A 15,815-nucleotide genomic window follows, 5' to 3' on the forward strand; every position below is an offset into this window, starting at 1 on the left:
GGCCGCTACGCTGTGACGCCGACGCAGGGTCGGCGCACCAGGTCAACTGGACAGCGGCACACGAGGAATGGGGCGGGAAGCGGCCATGATGGGACCAGCACACTCACTGTCGGGGGCCGCGGCCTGGCTCGGCGTCGGAGCGGCCGCCGCCGCGGCCGGGCGCCCGATGCCCTGGCCGGTGCTGCTCGTCGGCGCCCTGATCTGCGCTGGCGCCGCGCTCGCCCCGGACCTCGATCACAAGGCCGCCACCATCTCCCGGGCCTTCGGGCCGTTCTCGCGCTGGCTCTGCGAGATCGTGGACAAGCTGTCGTACGCCGTCTACAAATCGACCAGGAAGCAGGGCGACCCGCGCCGCTCGGGCGGCCACCGCACGCTGACGCACACCTGGGTGTGGGCGGTCATGATCGGCGCCGGGTGCTCTGCGGCGGCGATCACGGGGGGCCGCTGGGCGGTGCTGGCGATCCTGTTCGTGCACATGGTGCTGGCGATCGAGGGGCTGCTGTGGCGGGCGGCGCGCGGCTCCAGCAGCGATGTCCTGGTCTGGCTGCTGGCGGCGACGAGCGCATGGATTCTCGCGGGCATCCTGGACAAGCCGGGCAACGGCTCCGACTGGCTGTTCACCGCGCCGGGGCAGGAGTACCTCTGGCTCGGGCTGCCGATCGTCCTCGGTGCCCTGGTGCACGACATCGGGGACGCGCTGACGGTGTCGGGCTGCCCGATCCTGTGGCCGATCCCCGTGGGCCGCAAGCGCTGGTACCCCCTGGGGCCGCCGAAGGTGATGCGGTTCCGTGCCGGAAGCTGGGTGGAGCTGAAGGTGCTGATGCCCGTGTTCATGCTGCTCGGTGGCGTGGGCTGCGCGGCCGCCCTCAACGTGATCTGAGGCTCCCGCCACCTGGCCCGGGCCACCGCTTGCGATCAGGTCGTGTCGCCTGCGTCGGCTCCGCCGTACCGGCGTTCGAAGCGGGCGATGCGGCCTTCGGTGTCGACGGTGCGGGCCTTGCCCGTGTAGAAGGGGTGAGTCTCGGAGGAGATCTCCACGTCGATCACCGGGTAGGTCCGGCCGTCGTCCCACTCGATGCTCTGCTCGCTCCGCGCGGTCGACCGGGTCAGAAAGGCGTAGCCGGCGGCGCGGTCGCGGAAGACCACGGGGCGGTATTCGGGCTGCTCGTCCTGCTGCATGGCGGCTCCTCGTGGGGCTCAGCCGGACAGGGAGTCCTCGTCGACGATGTGCATCGCGGCCTCCTCGGCGGAAGCGGCGGCGCCGTCGATACCGACGTCGGTGGCGACGAGAGCGGCCTCATCGTCCTCGTGCGCTCCCTCGTCCGGGGCCACCAGCCGGCCCGAGCGGAGGTTGCCGACCTCGTTGTCCAGGAGTTCCCCGTCGGTGCCGGTGCAGTCACCGAGGCCGTCGCCGTCGGCCGTGTCGAGGTCGGGCAGCTCCTCGGCGAGCCGCTGGTCGAGCGTCTCGCCCGCCTGGCGTTCGGCCGCCGTCACCCCGAGGCGCTCCACCGCCCAGGGGCGCTCGGGAGGGGACCAGCCACGGTCGAGCGGGTCGTTGACGCCGTCGAAGTCCAGTGTGTCCTCGACGTCGAGCACCCCCGAATCCTCCCGGATCTCCGAGGAATCGGGCTGGTAGACGTCGTCCCCCCAGCCGTCGGCGCTGTCCACGAGTACCTCCTGGTGGTGAGGACGGCCATAGGCCACCGCGAGGGGCGCCGGGCCGTCGGCACGCGCGGCGCAGGTGTCACACGCTGCGGACCGGGTGGTTCCGTAGCGTTCCCCGAGCCTGTGCCGTTCTCCAGCCTTCCACCCCTGCTCGACTCCGCGCAACGGCACGGACGCCGGCGCCGGCCAGGGCTCGCACCCTGCACCGGCCTACGGCAGGCGCCACCGCGCACCGACCGGCCCTCCACCTGGCCACCCCGAGCCCCGGCGGATTCCGCCGCGCCGCCCCGCCGAGGCCGGCGGCCCCCGCCGCACGCCACCTCACCGCTGCCCCCAACACCGACCGGCTTCGCTGGTCCCGCGCCGGGCACGACCGGGCTGCCCCCGATGCCGGCCGCCCCTTCCGCCGGTCCCTCCCCGACTGCAGGCCTGGCCGAAAGGGTCCGCCGCTGTCCCAAGCATCGGCAGACCGGCCCCGCGGGCGGTCACGGGGCCGGCGTACCGGTCGGCCGCGTGGTCGGCGCCGCCTCATCCGTGCCAGGACCGCCAGAGCGCGGCGTACGCGCCGTCGGCCGTGACCAGCTCGTCGTGGCTGCCCAGCTCGCTGATGCGTCCGTTGTCCACGACGGCGATCACGTCGGCGTCATGGGCGGTGTGCAGACGGTGGGCGATGGCGACCACGGTGCGGCCGTCCAGGACGCGGGCCAGGGACCGCTCCAGATGCCGGGCCGCGCGCGGGTCGAGCAGCGAGGTCGCCTCGTCCAGGACCAGCGTGTGCGGATCGGCGAGCACGAGCCTGGCCAGCGCGATCTGCTGGGCCTGCGCCGGTGTCAGCGCGAAGCCGCCGGAGCCGACCTCGGTGTCCAGGTCGTCGTCCAGCGCCCGCGCCCAGGCATCCGCGTCGACTGCGCCCAGGGCCGCCCACAGCTCGGCGTCCGTGGCACCGCTGCGGGCCAGCAGGAGGTTGTCGCGCAGGGAGCCGACGAAGACGTGGTGCTCCTGGTTGACGAGGGCGACGTGCGAGCGGACGCGTTCCGCCGGCATCCGGGACAGCTCCGCGCCGCCCAGGGTGATCCGGCCGTCCCGCGGCGCGTAGATCCCGGCGAGCAGCCTGCCGAGGGTGGACTTGCCCGCGCCCGACGGGCCGACCAGGGCCAGCCGGGTGCCCGGGGCGACCTCCAGGGACACGTTGCGCAGCACGTCGACGCCCTCGCGGTAGCCGAAGTGCACCCGGTCGGCGTGCACGTCCCGCCCGTCCGGTGCCAGCGAGGCGTCCCCGGCGTCGGGCTCGATGTCCCGCACACCCACCAGGCGGGCCAGCGACACCTGGGCGACCTGCACCTCGTCGTACCAGCGCAGGATCAGGTTCACCGGGTCGACGAGCATCTGGGCGATGAGGGCGCCCGTGGTCAGCTGGCCCACCCCGATCCACCCGCGCAGGACGAACGCCCCGCCGGCCAGGAGGACCGAGCTCAGCACGATGACGTGCACGGCGTTGATGACCGGGAAGAGCACGGACCGCAGCCAGAGCGTGTACCGCTCCCAGGCCGTCCACTCCTTGATCCGCCGTTCCGACAGGGCGACGCGGCGGGCGCCGAGCCGGTGCGCCTCGATGGTGCGACTCGCGTCGACCGTCTCGGCGAGAGCGGAGGAGACCGCCGCGTACCCGGCGGCCTCGGAGCGGTATCCGGCGGGCGCCCGTTTGAAGTACCACCGGCACCCGGCCGCCAGCGCCGGTACGGCGAGCAGCACTGCGGCCGCCAGCGGCGGAGCCGTCACCACGAGCCCGCCGAGCAGCAGAAGAGCCCACACGCCACCGATGGCCAGCTGGGGCACGGCCTCGCGCATCGCGTTGGCCAGGCGGTCGATGTCGGTGGTGATGCGGGACAGCAGATCGCCGGTGCCCGCCCGTTCCAGCACGCCCGGCGGCAGCCCGACCGACCGGACCAGGAAGTCCTCCCGCAGGTCGGCCAGCATCCGCTCGCCGAGCATCGCACCCCGCAGCCGTACCTGCCGTACGAACACGGCCTGTACGGCGAGCGCGAGCACGAACAGCCCGGCGGCCAGGCCCAGATGAAGCTCCCGGGCCCCGTCCGACACCCGCTCGACCAAGCCGCCGAGCAGGTACGGCCCCACCATGGACGCGACCACGGCCACCGTGTTCACCGCGACCAGCAGGAGGAAGGCCCGGCGGTGCCGGCGGAACAGCTCGGCGATGTAGGCACGCACGGTCGTGGCCGCGCCGACGGGCAGGGTGGTGGCGGTCGTCGGGGCCGCCGGGTCGTACACCGGTGGCGCAACGCCGATCATGCGCTCTCCTCGATTTCTTCGAGCTCCTGCCGCGCTCCCACCAGGGCAGCCTCGTCGGCCGCGGCCAGTTCGTCGTCCGTCTCCCGCGTCACCACGGCCCGGTATCGCGGCTCGTTGGCGATCAGTTCGCGGTGCACGCCGACCGCCACGACCTCGCCCTCGTCGACCAGGGCGACCCGGTCCGCGCGGTCGAGGAGCAGCGGAGAGGAGGTGAACACCACCGTCGTGCGCCCCGAGCGCAGCCGGCGCAGCCCGTCCGCGATCCGTGCCTCGGTGTGCGAGTCGACCGCGGAGGTCGGCTCGTCCAGCACCAGCACCTCGGGGTCGGTGATCAGCGACCGGGCCAGCGCGAGCCGCTGGCGCTGGCCACCGGACAGGGAGCGCCCGCGTTCGGTGATGCGGGCGTCCATCGGGTCCGCGGCGTCCAGCGACCCCTGGACGAGCGCGTCCAGGACGTCGCCGCACTGCGCCGCGTCCAGCGCGTCCGTGGCGCGTACGGCTCCGGAGGCGGGGACGTCGAGCAGTTCGCGCAGGGTGCCGGACAACAGCACCGGGTCTTTGTCCTGGACGAGGACGGCGGCACGGGCGCTGTCCAGGGGGAGTTCGTCCAGCGGCACCCCGCCGAGCAGCACCGAGCGGCCCGGCTCGGCGGGATGGCCTCCCAGCCGCTCCGCGAGCCTGCCCGCCGCGTCCGGATCGCCGCAGACCACGGCGGTGAGACGGCCCGCGGGAGCCAGCAGACCGGTGCCGGGGTCGTACAGGTCGCCGCCCGGTACCTCCGGCGCGCGGGTGCCCTCGGTGGCGGTGGACCGCTCCAGCGACAGGACGCCGGCCGTCCGTCTGGCCGACGGGCGTGAGAAGGAGTACGCCATGGCGATCTCCTCGAAGTGCCGCAGCGGATAGTTGAGGATCATCACCGCGCTGTAGACGGTGACGAGTTCGCCGACCGTGACACGGCCCTGGCGGGCGAGCTGGATGCCGTGCCAGACGACGGCGATGAGCAGCAGCCCGGGGAGCAGCACCTGGATGGCGGAGATCAGTGACCACATCCGGGCGCTGCGCACCGCGGCGTGGCGTACCTCCTGCGAGGCGCGGCGGTAGCGGTCGAGGAACAGCTCTTCGCCGCCGATGCCGCGCAGTACACGCAGTCCGGCGACCGTGTCCGAGGCCAGCTCGGTGGCCCGGCCCGCCTTCTCGCGCTGCACGTCCGCGCGGCGCGTGGCACGGGGCAGCAGCGGCAGCACCGCGAGGGCCACCACGGGCAGTCCGATGGCGACGACCACGCCCAGGGCGGGCTGGTAGACGAGGAGCCCGGCACCGACCACGACGACCGTCAACGCGGCCGCGGTGAACCGGGAGACGGCCTCGACGAACCAGCCGATCCTCTCGACGTCGCCGGTGGAGACGGCCACCACCTCTCCGGCGGCCACTCGCATGGTCAGGGCGGAGCCCAGCTGGGCGGCCTTGCGGGCCAGCAGTTGCTGGACGCGCGTGGCGGCCGTGATCCAGTTGGTGACGGCGGCCCGGTGCAGGAAGGTCTCGCCGAGGGCGATGCCCGTGCCGCACAGCAGCAGCAGAGCACCCGTCAGGGCGAGCCGGGTGCCGGAGCGGTCGACGACCGCCTCGATGGCGAGGCCGATGCAGAAGGGCAGCGCCGAGACGGACACGAAGTGCAGCAGGCCCCAGGCGAGCGACTTCAGCTGCCCGCCCAGCTGGTTCAGCCAGAGCCACCACAGGAATCGGGGGCCCGAACGCACGTCGGGGACGCCGGGATCGGGATACGGAAGGTCTTGAATCTGCATGACGTCCCAGTGGCTCGTGTCAGGGGAGGGGGAAGCGGCGATGAGCGCTGACAGACCGTGACAAGTTGACTCCGAGGCGTGCTGAATTTCAAACGGTTTTCCCTGACGCCCACACAGGGCGGCCAGGTGGCCGCTCACCCGGCTCGGTGAATGCCGGGGAGATCGCACGATCAGCCGGTGTGCGCTGTCACCATGGCCCGGTGCACATCGAGATCGACAGCGTGCGGCGGCGTGTGACGGTCGGGGTGGCGGCCCTGGGAACGCTCTTCGCGGCCCTCACCGCGTGCGGTGGCCCTCCATCAGGCCCCGCCCGGACCGACGGTGCCCCGGCGCCCCGCGACCGGACCGCGCAAGTCCCGACCGCGCAGGGACCGACCGGGCAGGGCCCGACCGTCTCTTCGGCTCCCACGACCGACCCGACCCGTGTCCCGGGCGTCGGCGCCCGCCTCTACCGGCGGATCCCCGCCGGCTCCCGCCAGATCGTGGCCGTCTACGGCGAGGGCGTCGACTCCGCCGAGTCCAGGCTGGTGCTGTACACCCGGCGTGGCGCCCAGTGGCACCCGGCGGGCAGTTGGCCCGCCCACAACGGGCGGCACGGCTGGACCACCGACCACCACGAGGGGGACCAGCGCAGCCCGGTGGGTGTCTTCACCCTCTCCGACGCGGGCGGTGTGCTCCGCGACCCGGGAGCCCGACTGCCGTACGATCACGACGTCAGCGCCTATACGCCACCGGCCGAATGGGACGAGGCGCACCAGCACGACTTCGACTACGTCATCGCCATCGACTACAACCGCCTGCGAGGCACCCCACCGCGCGACGCCGGTCGCCCCTGGGGTCAGGACAAGGGCGGCGGTATCTGGTTGCACCTGGACCACGGCAGCGGCACCTCGGCCTGCGTCAGCGTCTCCCGGCAGGCCATGGCATTCCTGCTGCGCACGCTCGATCCGGCGCGCGATCCGGTCGTGGTGATGGGGGACCGGGCGGAACTGGCGGCCTAGTGCCCGGCCGGGCGGTCGTCCTGCGCCGACGGTGGTCCCGCCGTGGCGGAAGCGCTCTCGACGACGTCCACGTCGCTCGCCCGGACGTACGCGAGGCGGTGGCCGAACTGGATCTCGTAATACCCCTCGCGGCCCTTCACCACCGGCTCGGGTGAGTCGACGATGGACGACCGGGGGACGTACGAGCTGCGGACCCGAGCCTGTGTCACATAGCGCTGGCCCGCCTGGAGCCGGTAGGGCAGCGGCGATTCGGGCTCCTCCTCCACGTTCTCGGGGTAGGCGTCCTCCTCCGGGAGGGCACGCCCGTACACCGGGATCTCGTCCAGGCCTTCCTTGGGCGTCACCATGCTGCCGCTCGCGCCGACGGCCGTCGGTTGTTTCTGAGGGTTCCTGAACCATGCCTTGTTGCCCTGGAACCAGATCGCCGTCCACTCGCCGCTCCGGTCGGCGACGGCGAAGGTCTGGCCCGCGGAGACGCGTGAGCCCAGGTCGTTGACGTCTTCCGTGGACGGGTCGCCGTCCGGCTTGCGGCCGGGGTCCTGGATCAGCGGGGCGTTGTCGTCCGGTCGCGTGTGGAGGCGTACGGCGTTGGAGCCGTGCGGCGGACACGGGTGACCGTCGCCCTTGCACCCGGTGAACGGGGGCTTGTGGGTGGCGTAGTCCGGCAGGATCATCACCATGTCGCTGTCCGGTCCGGCCGAGGCCCGCAGCGGCGCGCCGAGCAGGTCGAAGTAGTGCCGCCAGTCCCAGAAGGGACCGGGATCGTCGTGCATGTCGGGGATGCTGTCGGCGGTCGGCGACGGCACGTTGTCATGACCGATGATGTGCTGCCGGTCGAGCGGGACCTGGTACTTCTTCGCCAGGTAGCGCACCAGACGCGCCGAGGCCCGGTACATCGGTTCCGTGAACCACTTGCCCGGCTGGTTGAGGAAGCCCTCGTGCTCGATGCCGATCGAGCGGGCGTTCACGAACTGGTTGCCGGAGTGCCAGGCCTCGTCCTTGGTCCGCACGTGCTGGGTGATGTGGCCGTCGCTGGAGCGGATCGAGTAGTGCCACGACGCCTCCGTGGGGTCCTGCACCGTCTTGAACATGTTCGGCAGATACGCCTCGGTGTCGTGGATGACGATGTAGTTGATCTTCTGGTCGATGGGCCGGTTGCCGAGGTCGTGGTTGCCGTAGTCGCCGTCCTCGTCGATCTCCTCGTACGGGGCGCTGAGCCAGTCGCAGGCCAGCTCCGCCGGGCACTCGACCTCCTTGGGCCGCGGTGGGGTCTGGGCGCGGGTGACGTGGGGGCGTACGCGGGGATCGGCGGCGAGGGTGACGTCCTGTCCTTCGGCGGTGGTGCGGTGCGCTCCCTTGCGGATCACGTCGAAGACATCGTTGGCGTAGGCGGTCGCCGCCGTGATGTCGCGGGTGCCCGGGTAGTGCTGGACCGCCTCCCACCAGTCGGCCGCGTTGGCGCTGAGGGGCTTGCCGAGCTGGCGTTGGGTGGCCGCCAGGATCGCCGCGCCGCCGCGGATGTTGGCGGTGGGATCCGTCCGCAGGCGTTCGGCCGGGACCGCGAGCAGGCGTGCGGCGCGGTCCAGGTCCGCCGGCTGTACGGTGTGGCCTGGCGAAGGGGAGGTCTCAGGGGCGGCCGCCTCGCCCGCCTCGGGCCGGGTGCCGGCGCCGTGCTGCGCAGACGGGCCCGCCGCCACCGCCGGGGCCTCGATGCGGCCGGTGTCCACCAGGTGCATCGGCCCGTAGCCGCCCGCGATGCTGGGCGCGCCCGAATGGGTGTCCCAGCGCGTCTGCATGTAGGACACGCTCATGAGCACACTGCGCGGCACGTGGAACTCGCGGGCGGCCTCCGTGAAGGTGTTCTGCAATTGCTGGTCCGGTGCCTCGTCGTCGGCCAGCGGGATGAGCAGCAGCGGCACCAGCACCGCAGCCGACGCGATCACGCAGGCCGTCCGGCGGCACTCGCGCAGGGAGTTGGGAACACGCGGGGTGGCCGGTCTTCTCATTGCACGGTTCTCCAGACATGTTCGTCTCCACCAGAACAAAGGCAGTTGTCCTGGACGCCACCCCTGGTACGTTTCCGTGCCTTTCGCGCCGTGTCGCGCCAAGGGTCACCGGGGTGGCCGAGCGGCCGGGCAGGGGCCACTCGGTCGGCGGCGTGCCGGCTCAGTCCTCGACCGGTTCCACCCGCCAGTCGGGGTGGCCCGGCATGGGCGGGGTGTGCGGCCCGTACAGCCAGGGGGTCAGGAACGGGCTCAGGTCCTCGCCGGCGACCCGCGACGCGAGGGTGATGAAGTCCCGGGTGCCGGCCGCCCGGCCCTGATACGCCGTCACCCAGGAGTGCTCGATCCGGTCGAAGGTCTCGGCGCCGACCTTCTCCCGCAGGGCGTACAGCACCAGCGCCGAGCCGTCGTAGCGCATCACCTTGAACAGCGTCGGCTCCGTGGGTTCGGCGGGCGCCCCTTCGTCGTGCCGCCACTGGTCGTGCTGTTCGTAGGCCGCCCGCATCGCGGCCTCCAGGCCGGCCCCGCCGTGCTCGTCGGAGTACAGACGTTCGTAGAAGCGGGCGTGACCCTCACTCAGCCACAGGTCGGACCAGCGCCGGATGGCGACGCTGTCACCCGTCCAGTGGTGGGTCAGCTCGTGCACGAGGTTGCGTTCGGCGTCGATCCGGTCGCCCAGCAGGTCGTCCTTCGGTACGACCGACAGTGACTGCGTCTCCAGGGCCACCGGCAGGTCGGTGTCCCCGACCAGCACGCCGTAGCGGCGGAACGGGTACGGGCCGAGGCGTCGTTCCAGCCACGCGAGATGCTCCGGGGTGAGCGAGCGGAAATCCGCCGTGTCGCCGACCAGGTCGTCCGGGACCACGTCCCGGACCGGCAGGCCGCGCGGGCCGGTGCCGTCGACGAACGTGAACTTCCCGATCGCCATCTGGACCAGCTGCGCCGCGATCGGCTGCTCGGAGTCGTAGGTCCATCTGACACGTCCGTCTGGTCGCCGGACGGTGCCGACCAGTCGGCCGTTGGCCGCGGCGCTGATGCCGGGCGGGGTGGTGATGTGGAAGGTGATGGGCGCCCGCAGGCTGGGGTGGTCGTCCGCCGGGAAGATCAGTTTGGCGCCGTCGGGCTGGGCGCAGACCAACGTGCCGTCGGCGGTGGGCACCCAGCCGTAGTCCCGGATCGCGTCGTCGCGGTGCCTGCTCCGAGTCGGATCGGCGGTGTAGGTGACGCGGACGGTGAACGTGCTGCCGTGGGGGATGGGGCGCGCGGGGGTGACGACGAGTTCGTCGCCGTTCCGTACGACGGTGGCCGGTGTGCCGTCGACCGTCACCCGGTGCAGCGCGTTGCCCGCGAAGTCGAGGTCGAAGCGGGACAGGGACTGGGTGGCGGTGGCGTTGACGGTCGCGGCGGCGGCGAACGGTGTCCGGGGCGCCCGCCAGTCGAAGTCGAGCGTGTAGCGGTCGACCGTGTAGCCGCCGTTGCCGGCGAGCGGCATGAGGGGGTCGCCGATGCCCGGTGCGCCGGGAGCGGGCGCAGGGCCCGGGGAGGCGGTCGGGCCGGGTGCGGGCGAGTCGCGGGCTGCGCGCGGGAGCAGGGCGGTGACCACGGCGGCACCGGTGACGGCACCGGCGAGGGCCAGGGTCAGGGCCGCGCGCGGCGTGCGGAGGGCAGGGCGGGGGCGCCGGTGCCGGGACTCCTGGCGAGGGGAGCCTGGGGGGCGGCCGGCGGGCATGGTCTCCATGACCGCACTATGGCAGCGAGGTGTGCTTATAGCACGAAATGTTCCGCTGTGCGGTCGGTCGGCGAGGGCTCCGGGCGGGCGGGACCGTGCGGCGAGTGTCGTCCGATCTCGTCATTGCGGCCGACGGCCAACTCCCCGTAGAACACGGGCCATGAGAAGACGGATAGTCATGTCCATGCTCGCGGGGGCGACCCTCCTGGCGAGCGCGTTCTTCGGCACCGGAGCCGCCGCCGCGCAGGCGGCCGACGTTCCGGCCGAGTTCGGCACCGACTGGCACGACCCGGTCACCGCGGCACCGCCCGTCGACCGGCCGCACACCACGTCCTGTCAGGTCACCCTCGCCGATGTCCAGTTCCGCGACTTCACGCCCTACCGTGGCGCGTACACCCCGCCCCAGGGCTGCGGCGACCGCTGGAGCAAGGTCGTCCTGAAGCTCGACGGCAAGGTGAAGGGCCGTCAGTACGACCGCCTGGGCTATCTGCACGTCGGCGGGGTCGAGATCCTGCGCACCTCCACTCCGGAACCCTCGCCCGACGGCATCGAGTGGCATGTCGAGAAGGACGTCACCCGTTACAGCGACACCTTCCGCAGCGCGCAGGACGTCGAGATGCTGATCGGCAACGTCGTGGACGACACGTACACCGGCGTCATCGACGTGCACGTCACGCTGACCTTCTACGCCGGCCGGCCCGCGGAGCGGACCCCCGACCGCGTGCTCACCCTCGCGGACACGCCCGACGGCACGACCCTCACGACGCCGCGCAACAGCGAGCGGATCGTCGCCGAGGTGTACGCCACGGGTTCGGGGGGCGGCTGTGAGGAGTTCTGGTATCTGACGGTGGCCGACCCGGCGTCCTACTCCTGCAAGGCCGACCACGGGCCGTACCGCGAGGTGCAGATCAAGGTCGACGGCCGGCTCGCCGGAATCGCCGCGCCGTTCCCGAACGTCTGGACCGGCGGCTGGTCCAACCCCTTCCTCTGGTACGTCCTGCCGGCACCGGGGGCCTTCGACGTCCGGCCGATCGCCTACGACCTCACGCCCTTCGCCGGACTGCTCAACGACGGCCGTCCGCACCGGGTCGAGGTCTCCGTGGTCGGCGTCCCCGCGGGCCAGTCGGGCTGGAGCGCGCCGGTGAACGTCCTGGTCTGGCAGGACGCGCACCGAGCCCACGTCACCGGCGCGCTCACCGCGGACAGGGCGACCGGCATCGCCGACTCCTCCGTCTACACGCCCGGTTCGGAGAACCGCGTGGCCACCGACGCCGGACACCGGCTCACCGTCTCCGGCTACCTCGACACCTCGCACGGCCGCGTGACCACCAGCGTCACCCGGACGCTCGCCAACACCTCCGTCCACCGCTGGACCGACGGCGAGAACACGGACGGGATCGACGCGACCTGGGCCGACGACCAGACGGTCACCGTCGTCGGACACGGGCCCGCGCGGGCGACGCACACGCACCGGACGTACACCATGAACGGCGCGACGACCATCGGCACGGACAACCGGCTGCGCACCGTGCTCACGCTAGGCGACCGTGCCTCGGTCGTGGAACTGCGGGACGGCCGGCGCACCACGTGGTCGCGGCTCGACGACACCTACAGCGGCGACGCCGCGTACACCCTCAACGTCCCGCGCGACCAGCGGCACGCGGTCGGCACGTCGACCGAGCGCTATCGGCTGTTCGGCTCCGACGGCTGCTACGACCGTTCGCTGAGCACGGTTCAAGGGGTGCTGACGGAGGACCGCTCCGGCTGTTGAGCGCGGAGCGCGCGCGGCCGAACGGACGCCCTGATCGGGCGGGGGAGCCGCCGTCGAGCGGCTGGGAGGCCGTGGCCGGCACCGGCCACGGCCTCCCGCACCGCGGGCTCAGCAGCGCGTGCCGCAGTCTCCGTCGATCAACGTGTCCAGCAGGACGCCGAGCACCTGGCGTTCCTTCTCGGTCAGCGGAGCGAGTATCTCCTCGGCCGCCGAGCGGCGTGCGCCGCGCAGCTCGCGCAGGGTCGTGTGCCCCTCGGCCGTCAGCTCGATCCGTGTCACGCGCCGGTTCGCCGGATCCGGCACCCGCCGTACCTTCCCGCCGGCCTCCAGGCCGTCGACCAGCGTCGTCACCGCACGCGGCACCACCTCCAGACGCTCGGCGAGGTCGGCCATGCGAGGCGGCGAGGCGTAGTGCGCGAGCGTGCGCAGCAGCCGGGACTGGGCCGGGGTGACACCCAGGTCGTTCCGCTCAAGGTGGCGCTTCTGGATGCGGTGCACCCGGCGGGTCAGCCGCAGCAACTGCTCGGCGAGCAGGCCGTCGGGATCGGGGCTGGTCATGCGGGAACAATATCAGGATGCCGTTCATTGTGAGTATAGGTAACAATGAGCTACGATCCGTTTCGTCATCGTCGGCCGACCTCCGGCCGGCGCCCGTTCACCTCCGTAGGAGCCCATGCATCCCGACCGTGAAACGTCCTGGACCCCACCTGCCGACGCCAAGGAACAGCCACGGCAGGTGCGCCGCATCCTGAAGCTCTTCCGTCCCTACCGCGGCCGGCTGGCGGTCGTCGGCCTGCTGGTCGGCGCCTCCTCGCTGGTCTCGGTGGCCACACCGTTCCTGCTCAAGGAGATCCTGGACGTCGCGATCCCGCAGGGCCGCACCGGTCTGCTGAGCCTGCTCGCGCTCGGCATGATCCTCAGCGCGGTCCTCTCCAGTGTCTTCGGCGTGCTGCAGACGCTGATCTCGACCACCGTCGGCCAGCGCGTCATGCACGACCTGCGCACCGCCGTCTACGGCCGCCTGCAGCGCATGTCGCTCGCCTTCTTCACGCGCACGCGCACCGGCGAGGTGCAGTCCCGGATCGCCAACGACATCGGTGGCATGCAGGCCACCGTCACCTCCACCGCCACCTCCCTGGTCTCCAACGCCACCAGCGTCGTGGCCACGATCGTCGCGATGGTCGCCCTCGACTGGCGGCTCACGGTCGTCTCGCTGCTCCTGCTGCCGGTGTTCGTGTGGATAAGCCGCCGCGTCGGCAACGAACGCAAGAAGATCACCACCCAGCGGCAGAAGCAGATGGCCGCGATGGCGGCCACCGTCACCGAGTCGCTCTCGGTCAGCGGCATCCTGCTCGGCCGGACCATGGGCCGCTCCGACTCGCTGACCGCGTCCTTCGCCGAGGAGTCCGAGCGCCTGGTCGACCTGGAAGTGCGGTCGAACATGGCCGGCCGCTGGCGCATGGCCGTGATCACGATCGTCATGGCCGCGATGCCCGCCGTCATCTACTGGACCGCCGGTCTCGCCCTCCAGTTCGGCGGTCCGAAGGTCTCGCTGGGCACCATCGTCGCCTTCGTCTCGCTCCAGCAGGGACTGTTCCGGCCCGCCGTGAGCCTGCTCGCGACCGGCGTCCAGATCCAGACCTCCCTCGCCCTCTTCCAGCGCATATTCGAGTACCTGGACCTGCCCGTCGACATCACCGAGCGTGAGCGGCCCGTCCACCTCGACCAGGTCAAGGGCGAAGTCCGCTTCGAGGGCGTCGGGTTCCGCTACGACCACGACGACAGGGCGCGCCCCGTCCTCGACGGCATCGACGTCACCGTGCCCGCGGGCGGCAGCCTCGCCGTCGTCGGCCCGACCGGCGCAGGCAAGTCCACGCTCGGCTATCTGGTGCCCCGCCTGTACGACGTCACCGGCGGCCGCGTCACCCTGGACGGCGTCGACGTCCGGGACCTCGACTTCGACACCCTCGCCCGCGCGGTCGGCGTCGTCTCGCAGGAGACGTACCTCTTCCACGCCTCCGTCGCCGACAACCTCCGCTTCGCCAAGCCGGACGCCACCGACGAGGAACTGCGGACGGCGGCCAGGGCGGCGCAGATCCACGACCACATAGCCGCGCTGCCCGACGGCTACGACACGGTCGTCGGCGAGCGCGGCCACCGCTTCTCCGGCGGGGAGAAGCAGCGTCTCGCGATAGCCCGCACCATCCTGCGCGATCCGCCGGTCCTCATCCTCGACGAGGCGACCAGCGCGCTCGACACCCGCACCGAGGCCGCCGTCCAGGAGGCGATCGACGCCCTGTCGGCCGACCGGACGACGATCACCATCGCCCACCGGCTGTCCACGATCCGCGGCGCCGACCAGATCGTGGTCCTGGACTCCGGGCGGGTCGCCGAACGCGGCAGCCACGAGGAACTGCTGGAACGTGACGGCAGGTACGCCGCGCTGGTGCGCCGGGACGCTCAACTCGAACCCACGCACTGAGCCCAGCCAGAACCCACACGCTGAACGCGGGCCGGAGCCCGTGGTCCGAGCACGGCCGGAACGCTCGGGCTGGGCGCGAACGGAACCGAAAGCTGACCCTCCGGCCGACAACGGAGCGACAACGTAATATGTGCCGGGTTTATGGCGATATGCGTATTACCGTGCCCGCATGCAGACGAACATTCCGTCACGAGGCACGACGCGACTGACACGCCGGGGCAGACTCGCACTCCTTGCGGCCGGCGCCGTCGTGGTCGGCACCGCCGTGGCGGTGCCGCTGCTGACGCTGGACAGCTCTCCGGCGGAGCCCCCACCGCCCACCGCGCTGGTCGTCCCGGAGGGCTGGCGCGCGAGCCAGGTGTACGACGCGATCGACAAGGCCCTCAGGCTCCCCGCGGGCAGCGCGCGCAAATCCGTCGGACGAGCCGGCCTGACACTGCCGAGCGAAGCCCAGGGCAACCCGGAGGGTTACCTCTTTCCGGCGACGTACCACATCGAGAAGGGAGCCACGCCCGAGTCGTTGCTGCGCTCCATGGCCGACACCGCCAACGGCGAGTTCAACGCGGCGCCGGTCGCGGCGGGGGCTCAGCGCAACGCCATGAACGTCTACCAGGCCGTCACCATCGCCAGCATCGTCCAGGCGGAGGCCGCGACGCCTGCGGACATGGGCAAGGTCGCCCGGGTCGTCCTCAACCGTCTGGAGCGCGGCATGCCGCTGCAGATGGACTCGACGATCAACTACGCGATGAACCGCAGCACCGTCCACACCAGCCAGGACGACATCCGGGTCGAGAGCCCGTACAACTCCTACCAGCACATGGGACTGCCGCCCACGCCGATCGACAATCCCGGTGAGGAGGCGATGCGCGCCGCGCTCAACCCGACGCCGGGCGACTGGCTGTACTTCGTCACGGTCAGGCCGGGGGACACCCGTTTCACCTCCGACTACGCGACGCACACCCGCAACGTGGCGGAATTCAACGCCGTGCACCAGAACGCGAGCCAGGGCCCGGGCGGGTCCGCTTCCTCCCCGCCGCAGTCCGTCCGCTGAG

Annotated in this window: 12 protein-coding genes; 5 read left to right on the forward strand and 7 right to left on the reverse strand. The window is 72.0% G+C overall.

From position 1 onward, the window contains the following. The first annotated feature begins 85 nt into the window (after window positions 1–85). Window positions 86–880 (forward strand): metal-dependent hydrolase, encoded by a 795-nt coding sequence (locus tag IO33_RS0104110; protein WP_031160291.1) that lies wholly within the window; start codon window positions 86–88, stop codon window positions 878–880. A gap of 35 nt (window positions 881–915) precedes the next feature. Here the strand turns inward: IO33_RS0104110 and IO33_RS0104115 are convergent, their stop codons facing one another. The 4 genes from IO33_RS0104115 to IO33_RS0104130 form a co-directional block, all read right to left on the reverse strand. Next, window positions 916–1,179 (reverse strand): type B 50S ribosomal protein L31, encoded by a 264-nt coding sequence (locus IO33_RS0104115; protein WP_031160294.1) that lies wholly within the window; start codon window positions 1,177–1,179, stop codon window positions 916–918. 18 nt (window positions 1,180–1,197) lie between these two features. Next, on the reverse strand, window positions 1,198–1,668 hold the full coding sequence (locus IO33_RS0104120; protein WP_031160296.1) for a DUF5709 domain-containing protein: 471 nt from the start codon (window positions 1,666–1,668) through the stop codon (window positions 1,198–1,200). 525 nt (window positions 1,669–2,193) lie between these two features. Next, window positions 2,194–3,975 carry an ABC transporter ATP-binding protein gene (locus IO33_RS0104125; protein WP_031160298.1) on the reverse strand — a complete coding sequence of 594 codons (1,782 nt, stop codon included), beginning with the start codon at window positions 3,973–3,975 and terminating at the stop codon, window positions 2,194–2,196. Next, the gene (locus IO33_RS0104130) at window positions 3,972–5,777 is read right to left on the reverse strand and encodes an ABC transporter ATP-binding protein (protein WP_031160300.1); all 1,806 of its coding nucleotides are present in this window, start codon (window positions 5,775–5,777) and stop codon (window positions 3,972–3,974) included. The genes IO33_RS0104125 and IO33_RS0104130 overlap by 4 nt, the downstream gene beginning before the upstream one ends. A gap of 200 nt (window positions 5,778–5,977) precedes the next feature. On the opposite strand from IO33_RS0104130, the gene IO33_RS0104135 reads away from it, so the two are divergent. Continuing rightward, window positions 5,978–6,778, forward strand: coding sequence for a L,D-transpeptidase family protein (locus IO33_RS0104135; protein WP_245235676.1), 801 nt, complete (start codon window positions 5,978–5,980; stop codon window positions 6,776–6,778). Here the strand turns inward: IO33_RS0104135 and IO33_RS0104140 are convergent. Both IO33_RS0104140 and IO33_RS0104145 read right to left on the reverse strand, forming a co-directional pair. Further along, a complete protein-coding gene (locus IO33_RS0104140; RefSeq protein ID WP_031160304.1) occupies window positions 6,775–8,784 on the reverse strand; it encodes a peptidoglycan recognition protein family protein in 2,010 nt (669 codons plus the stop codon). The two genes, IO33_RS0104135 and IO33_RS0104140, sit on opposite strands and share 4 nt — an antisense overlap. 160 nt (window positions 8,785–8,944) lie before the next feature. Then, on the reverse strand, window positions 8,945–10,519 hold the full coding sequence (locus IO33_RS0104145; RefSeq protein ID WP_245235677.1) for a M1 family metallopeptidase: 1,575 nt from the start codon (window positions 10,517–10,519) through the stop codon (window positions 8,945–8,947). Between the two features lie 151 nt (window positions 10,520–10,670). On the opposite strand from IO33_RS0104145, the gene IO33_RS0104150 reads away from it, so the two are divergent. Further along, complete coding sequence (locus IO33_RS0104150; protein WP_245235678.1) at window positions 10,671–12,281, forward strand: peptide-N4-asparagine amidase; 1,611 nt, start codon at window positions 10,671–10,673, stop codon at window positions 12,279–12,281. A 108-nt stretch (window positions 12,282–12,389) separates the two neighbouring features. On the opposite strand, the gene IO33_RS0104155 is transcribed toward IO33_RS0104150, so the two are convergent. Beyond that, complete coding sequence (locus tag IO33_RS0104155) at window positions 12,390–12,839, reverse strand: MarR family winged helix-turn-helix transcriptional regulator (RefSeq protein ID WP_031160311.1); 450 nt, start codon at window positions 12,837–12,839, stop codon at window positions 12,390–12,392. Window positions 12,840–12,954: 115 nt separating this feature from the next. Between IO33_RS0104155 and IO33_RS0104160 the strand changes: the two genes are divergently transcribed. Continuing rightward, the gene (locus IO33_RS0104160) at window positions 12,955–14,763 is read left to right on the forward strand and encodes an ABC transporter ATP-binding protein (RefSeq protein WP_031160314.1); all 1,809 of its coding nucleotides are present in this window, start codon (window positions 12,955–12,957) and stop codon (window positions 14,761–14,763) included. A 169-nt stretch (window positions 14,764–14,932) separates the two neighbouring features. Further along, window positions 14,933–15,814, forward strand: a complete 882-nt coding sequence (mltG, locus tag IO33_RS0104165) for an endolytic transglycosylase MltG (RefSeq protein WP_031160316.1) — start codon at window positions 14,933–14,935, stop codon at window positions 15,812–15,814. Window position 15,815: the final 1 nt, after the last annotated feature.

The sequence above is a fragment of the Streptomyces durhamensis genome (assembly GCF_000725475.1).
Classification (GTDB): domain Bacteria; phylum Actinomycetota; class Actinomycetes; order Streptomycetales; family Streptomycetaceae; genus Streptomyces; species Streptomyces filipinensis.

Excerpts from the sequence above, each read along its gene's own strand:
- IO33_RS0104110 (WP_031160291.1), top strand. The coding sequence starts at position 86 with ATGATGGGACCAGCACACTCACTGTCGGGGGCCGCGGCCTGGCTCGGC.
- IO33_RS0104115 (WP_031160294.1), bottom strand. The coding sequence starts at position 1,179 with ATGCAGCAGGACGAGCAGCCCGAATACCGCCCCGTGGTCTTCCGCGAC.
- IO33_RS0104125 (WP_031160298.1), bottom strand. The coding sequence starts at position 3,975 with ATGATCGGCGTTGCGCCACCGGTGTACGACCCGGCGGCCCCGACGACC.
- IO33_RS0104130 (WP_031160300.1), bottom strand. The coding sequence starts at position 5,777 with ATGCAGATTCAAGACCTTCCGTATCCCGATCCCGGCGTCCCCGACGTG.
- IO33_RS0104140 (WP_031160304.1), bottom strand. The coding sequence starts at position 8,784 with ATGAGAAGACCGGCCACCCCGCGTGTTCCCAACTCCCTGCGCGAGTGC.
- IO33_RS0104145 (WP_245235677.1), bottom strand. The coding sequence starts at position 10,519 with ATGGAGACCATGCCCGCCGGCCGCCCCCCAGGCTCCCCTCGCCAGGAG.
- IO33_RS0104150 (WP_245235678.1), top strand. The coding sequence starts at position 10,671 with ATGAGAAGACGGATAGTCATGTCCATGCTCGCGGGGGCGACCCTCCTG.
- IO33_RS0104155 (WP_031160311.1), bottom strand. The coding sequence starts at position 12,839 with ATGACCAGCCCCGATCCCGACGGCCTGCTCGCCGAGCAGTTGCTGCGG.
- IO33_RS0104160 (WP_031160314.1), top strand. The coding sequence starts at position 12,955 with ATGCATCCCGACCGTGAAACGTCCTGGACCCCACCTGCCGACGCCAAG.
- mltG (WP_031160316.1), top strand. The coding sequence starts at position 14,933 with ATGCAGACGAACATTCCGTCACGAGGCACGACGCGACTGACACGCCGG.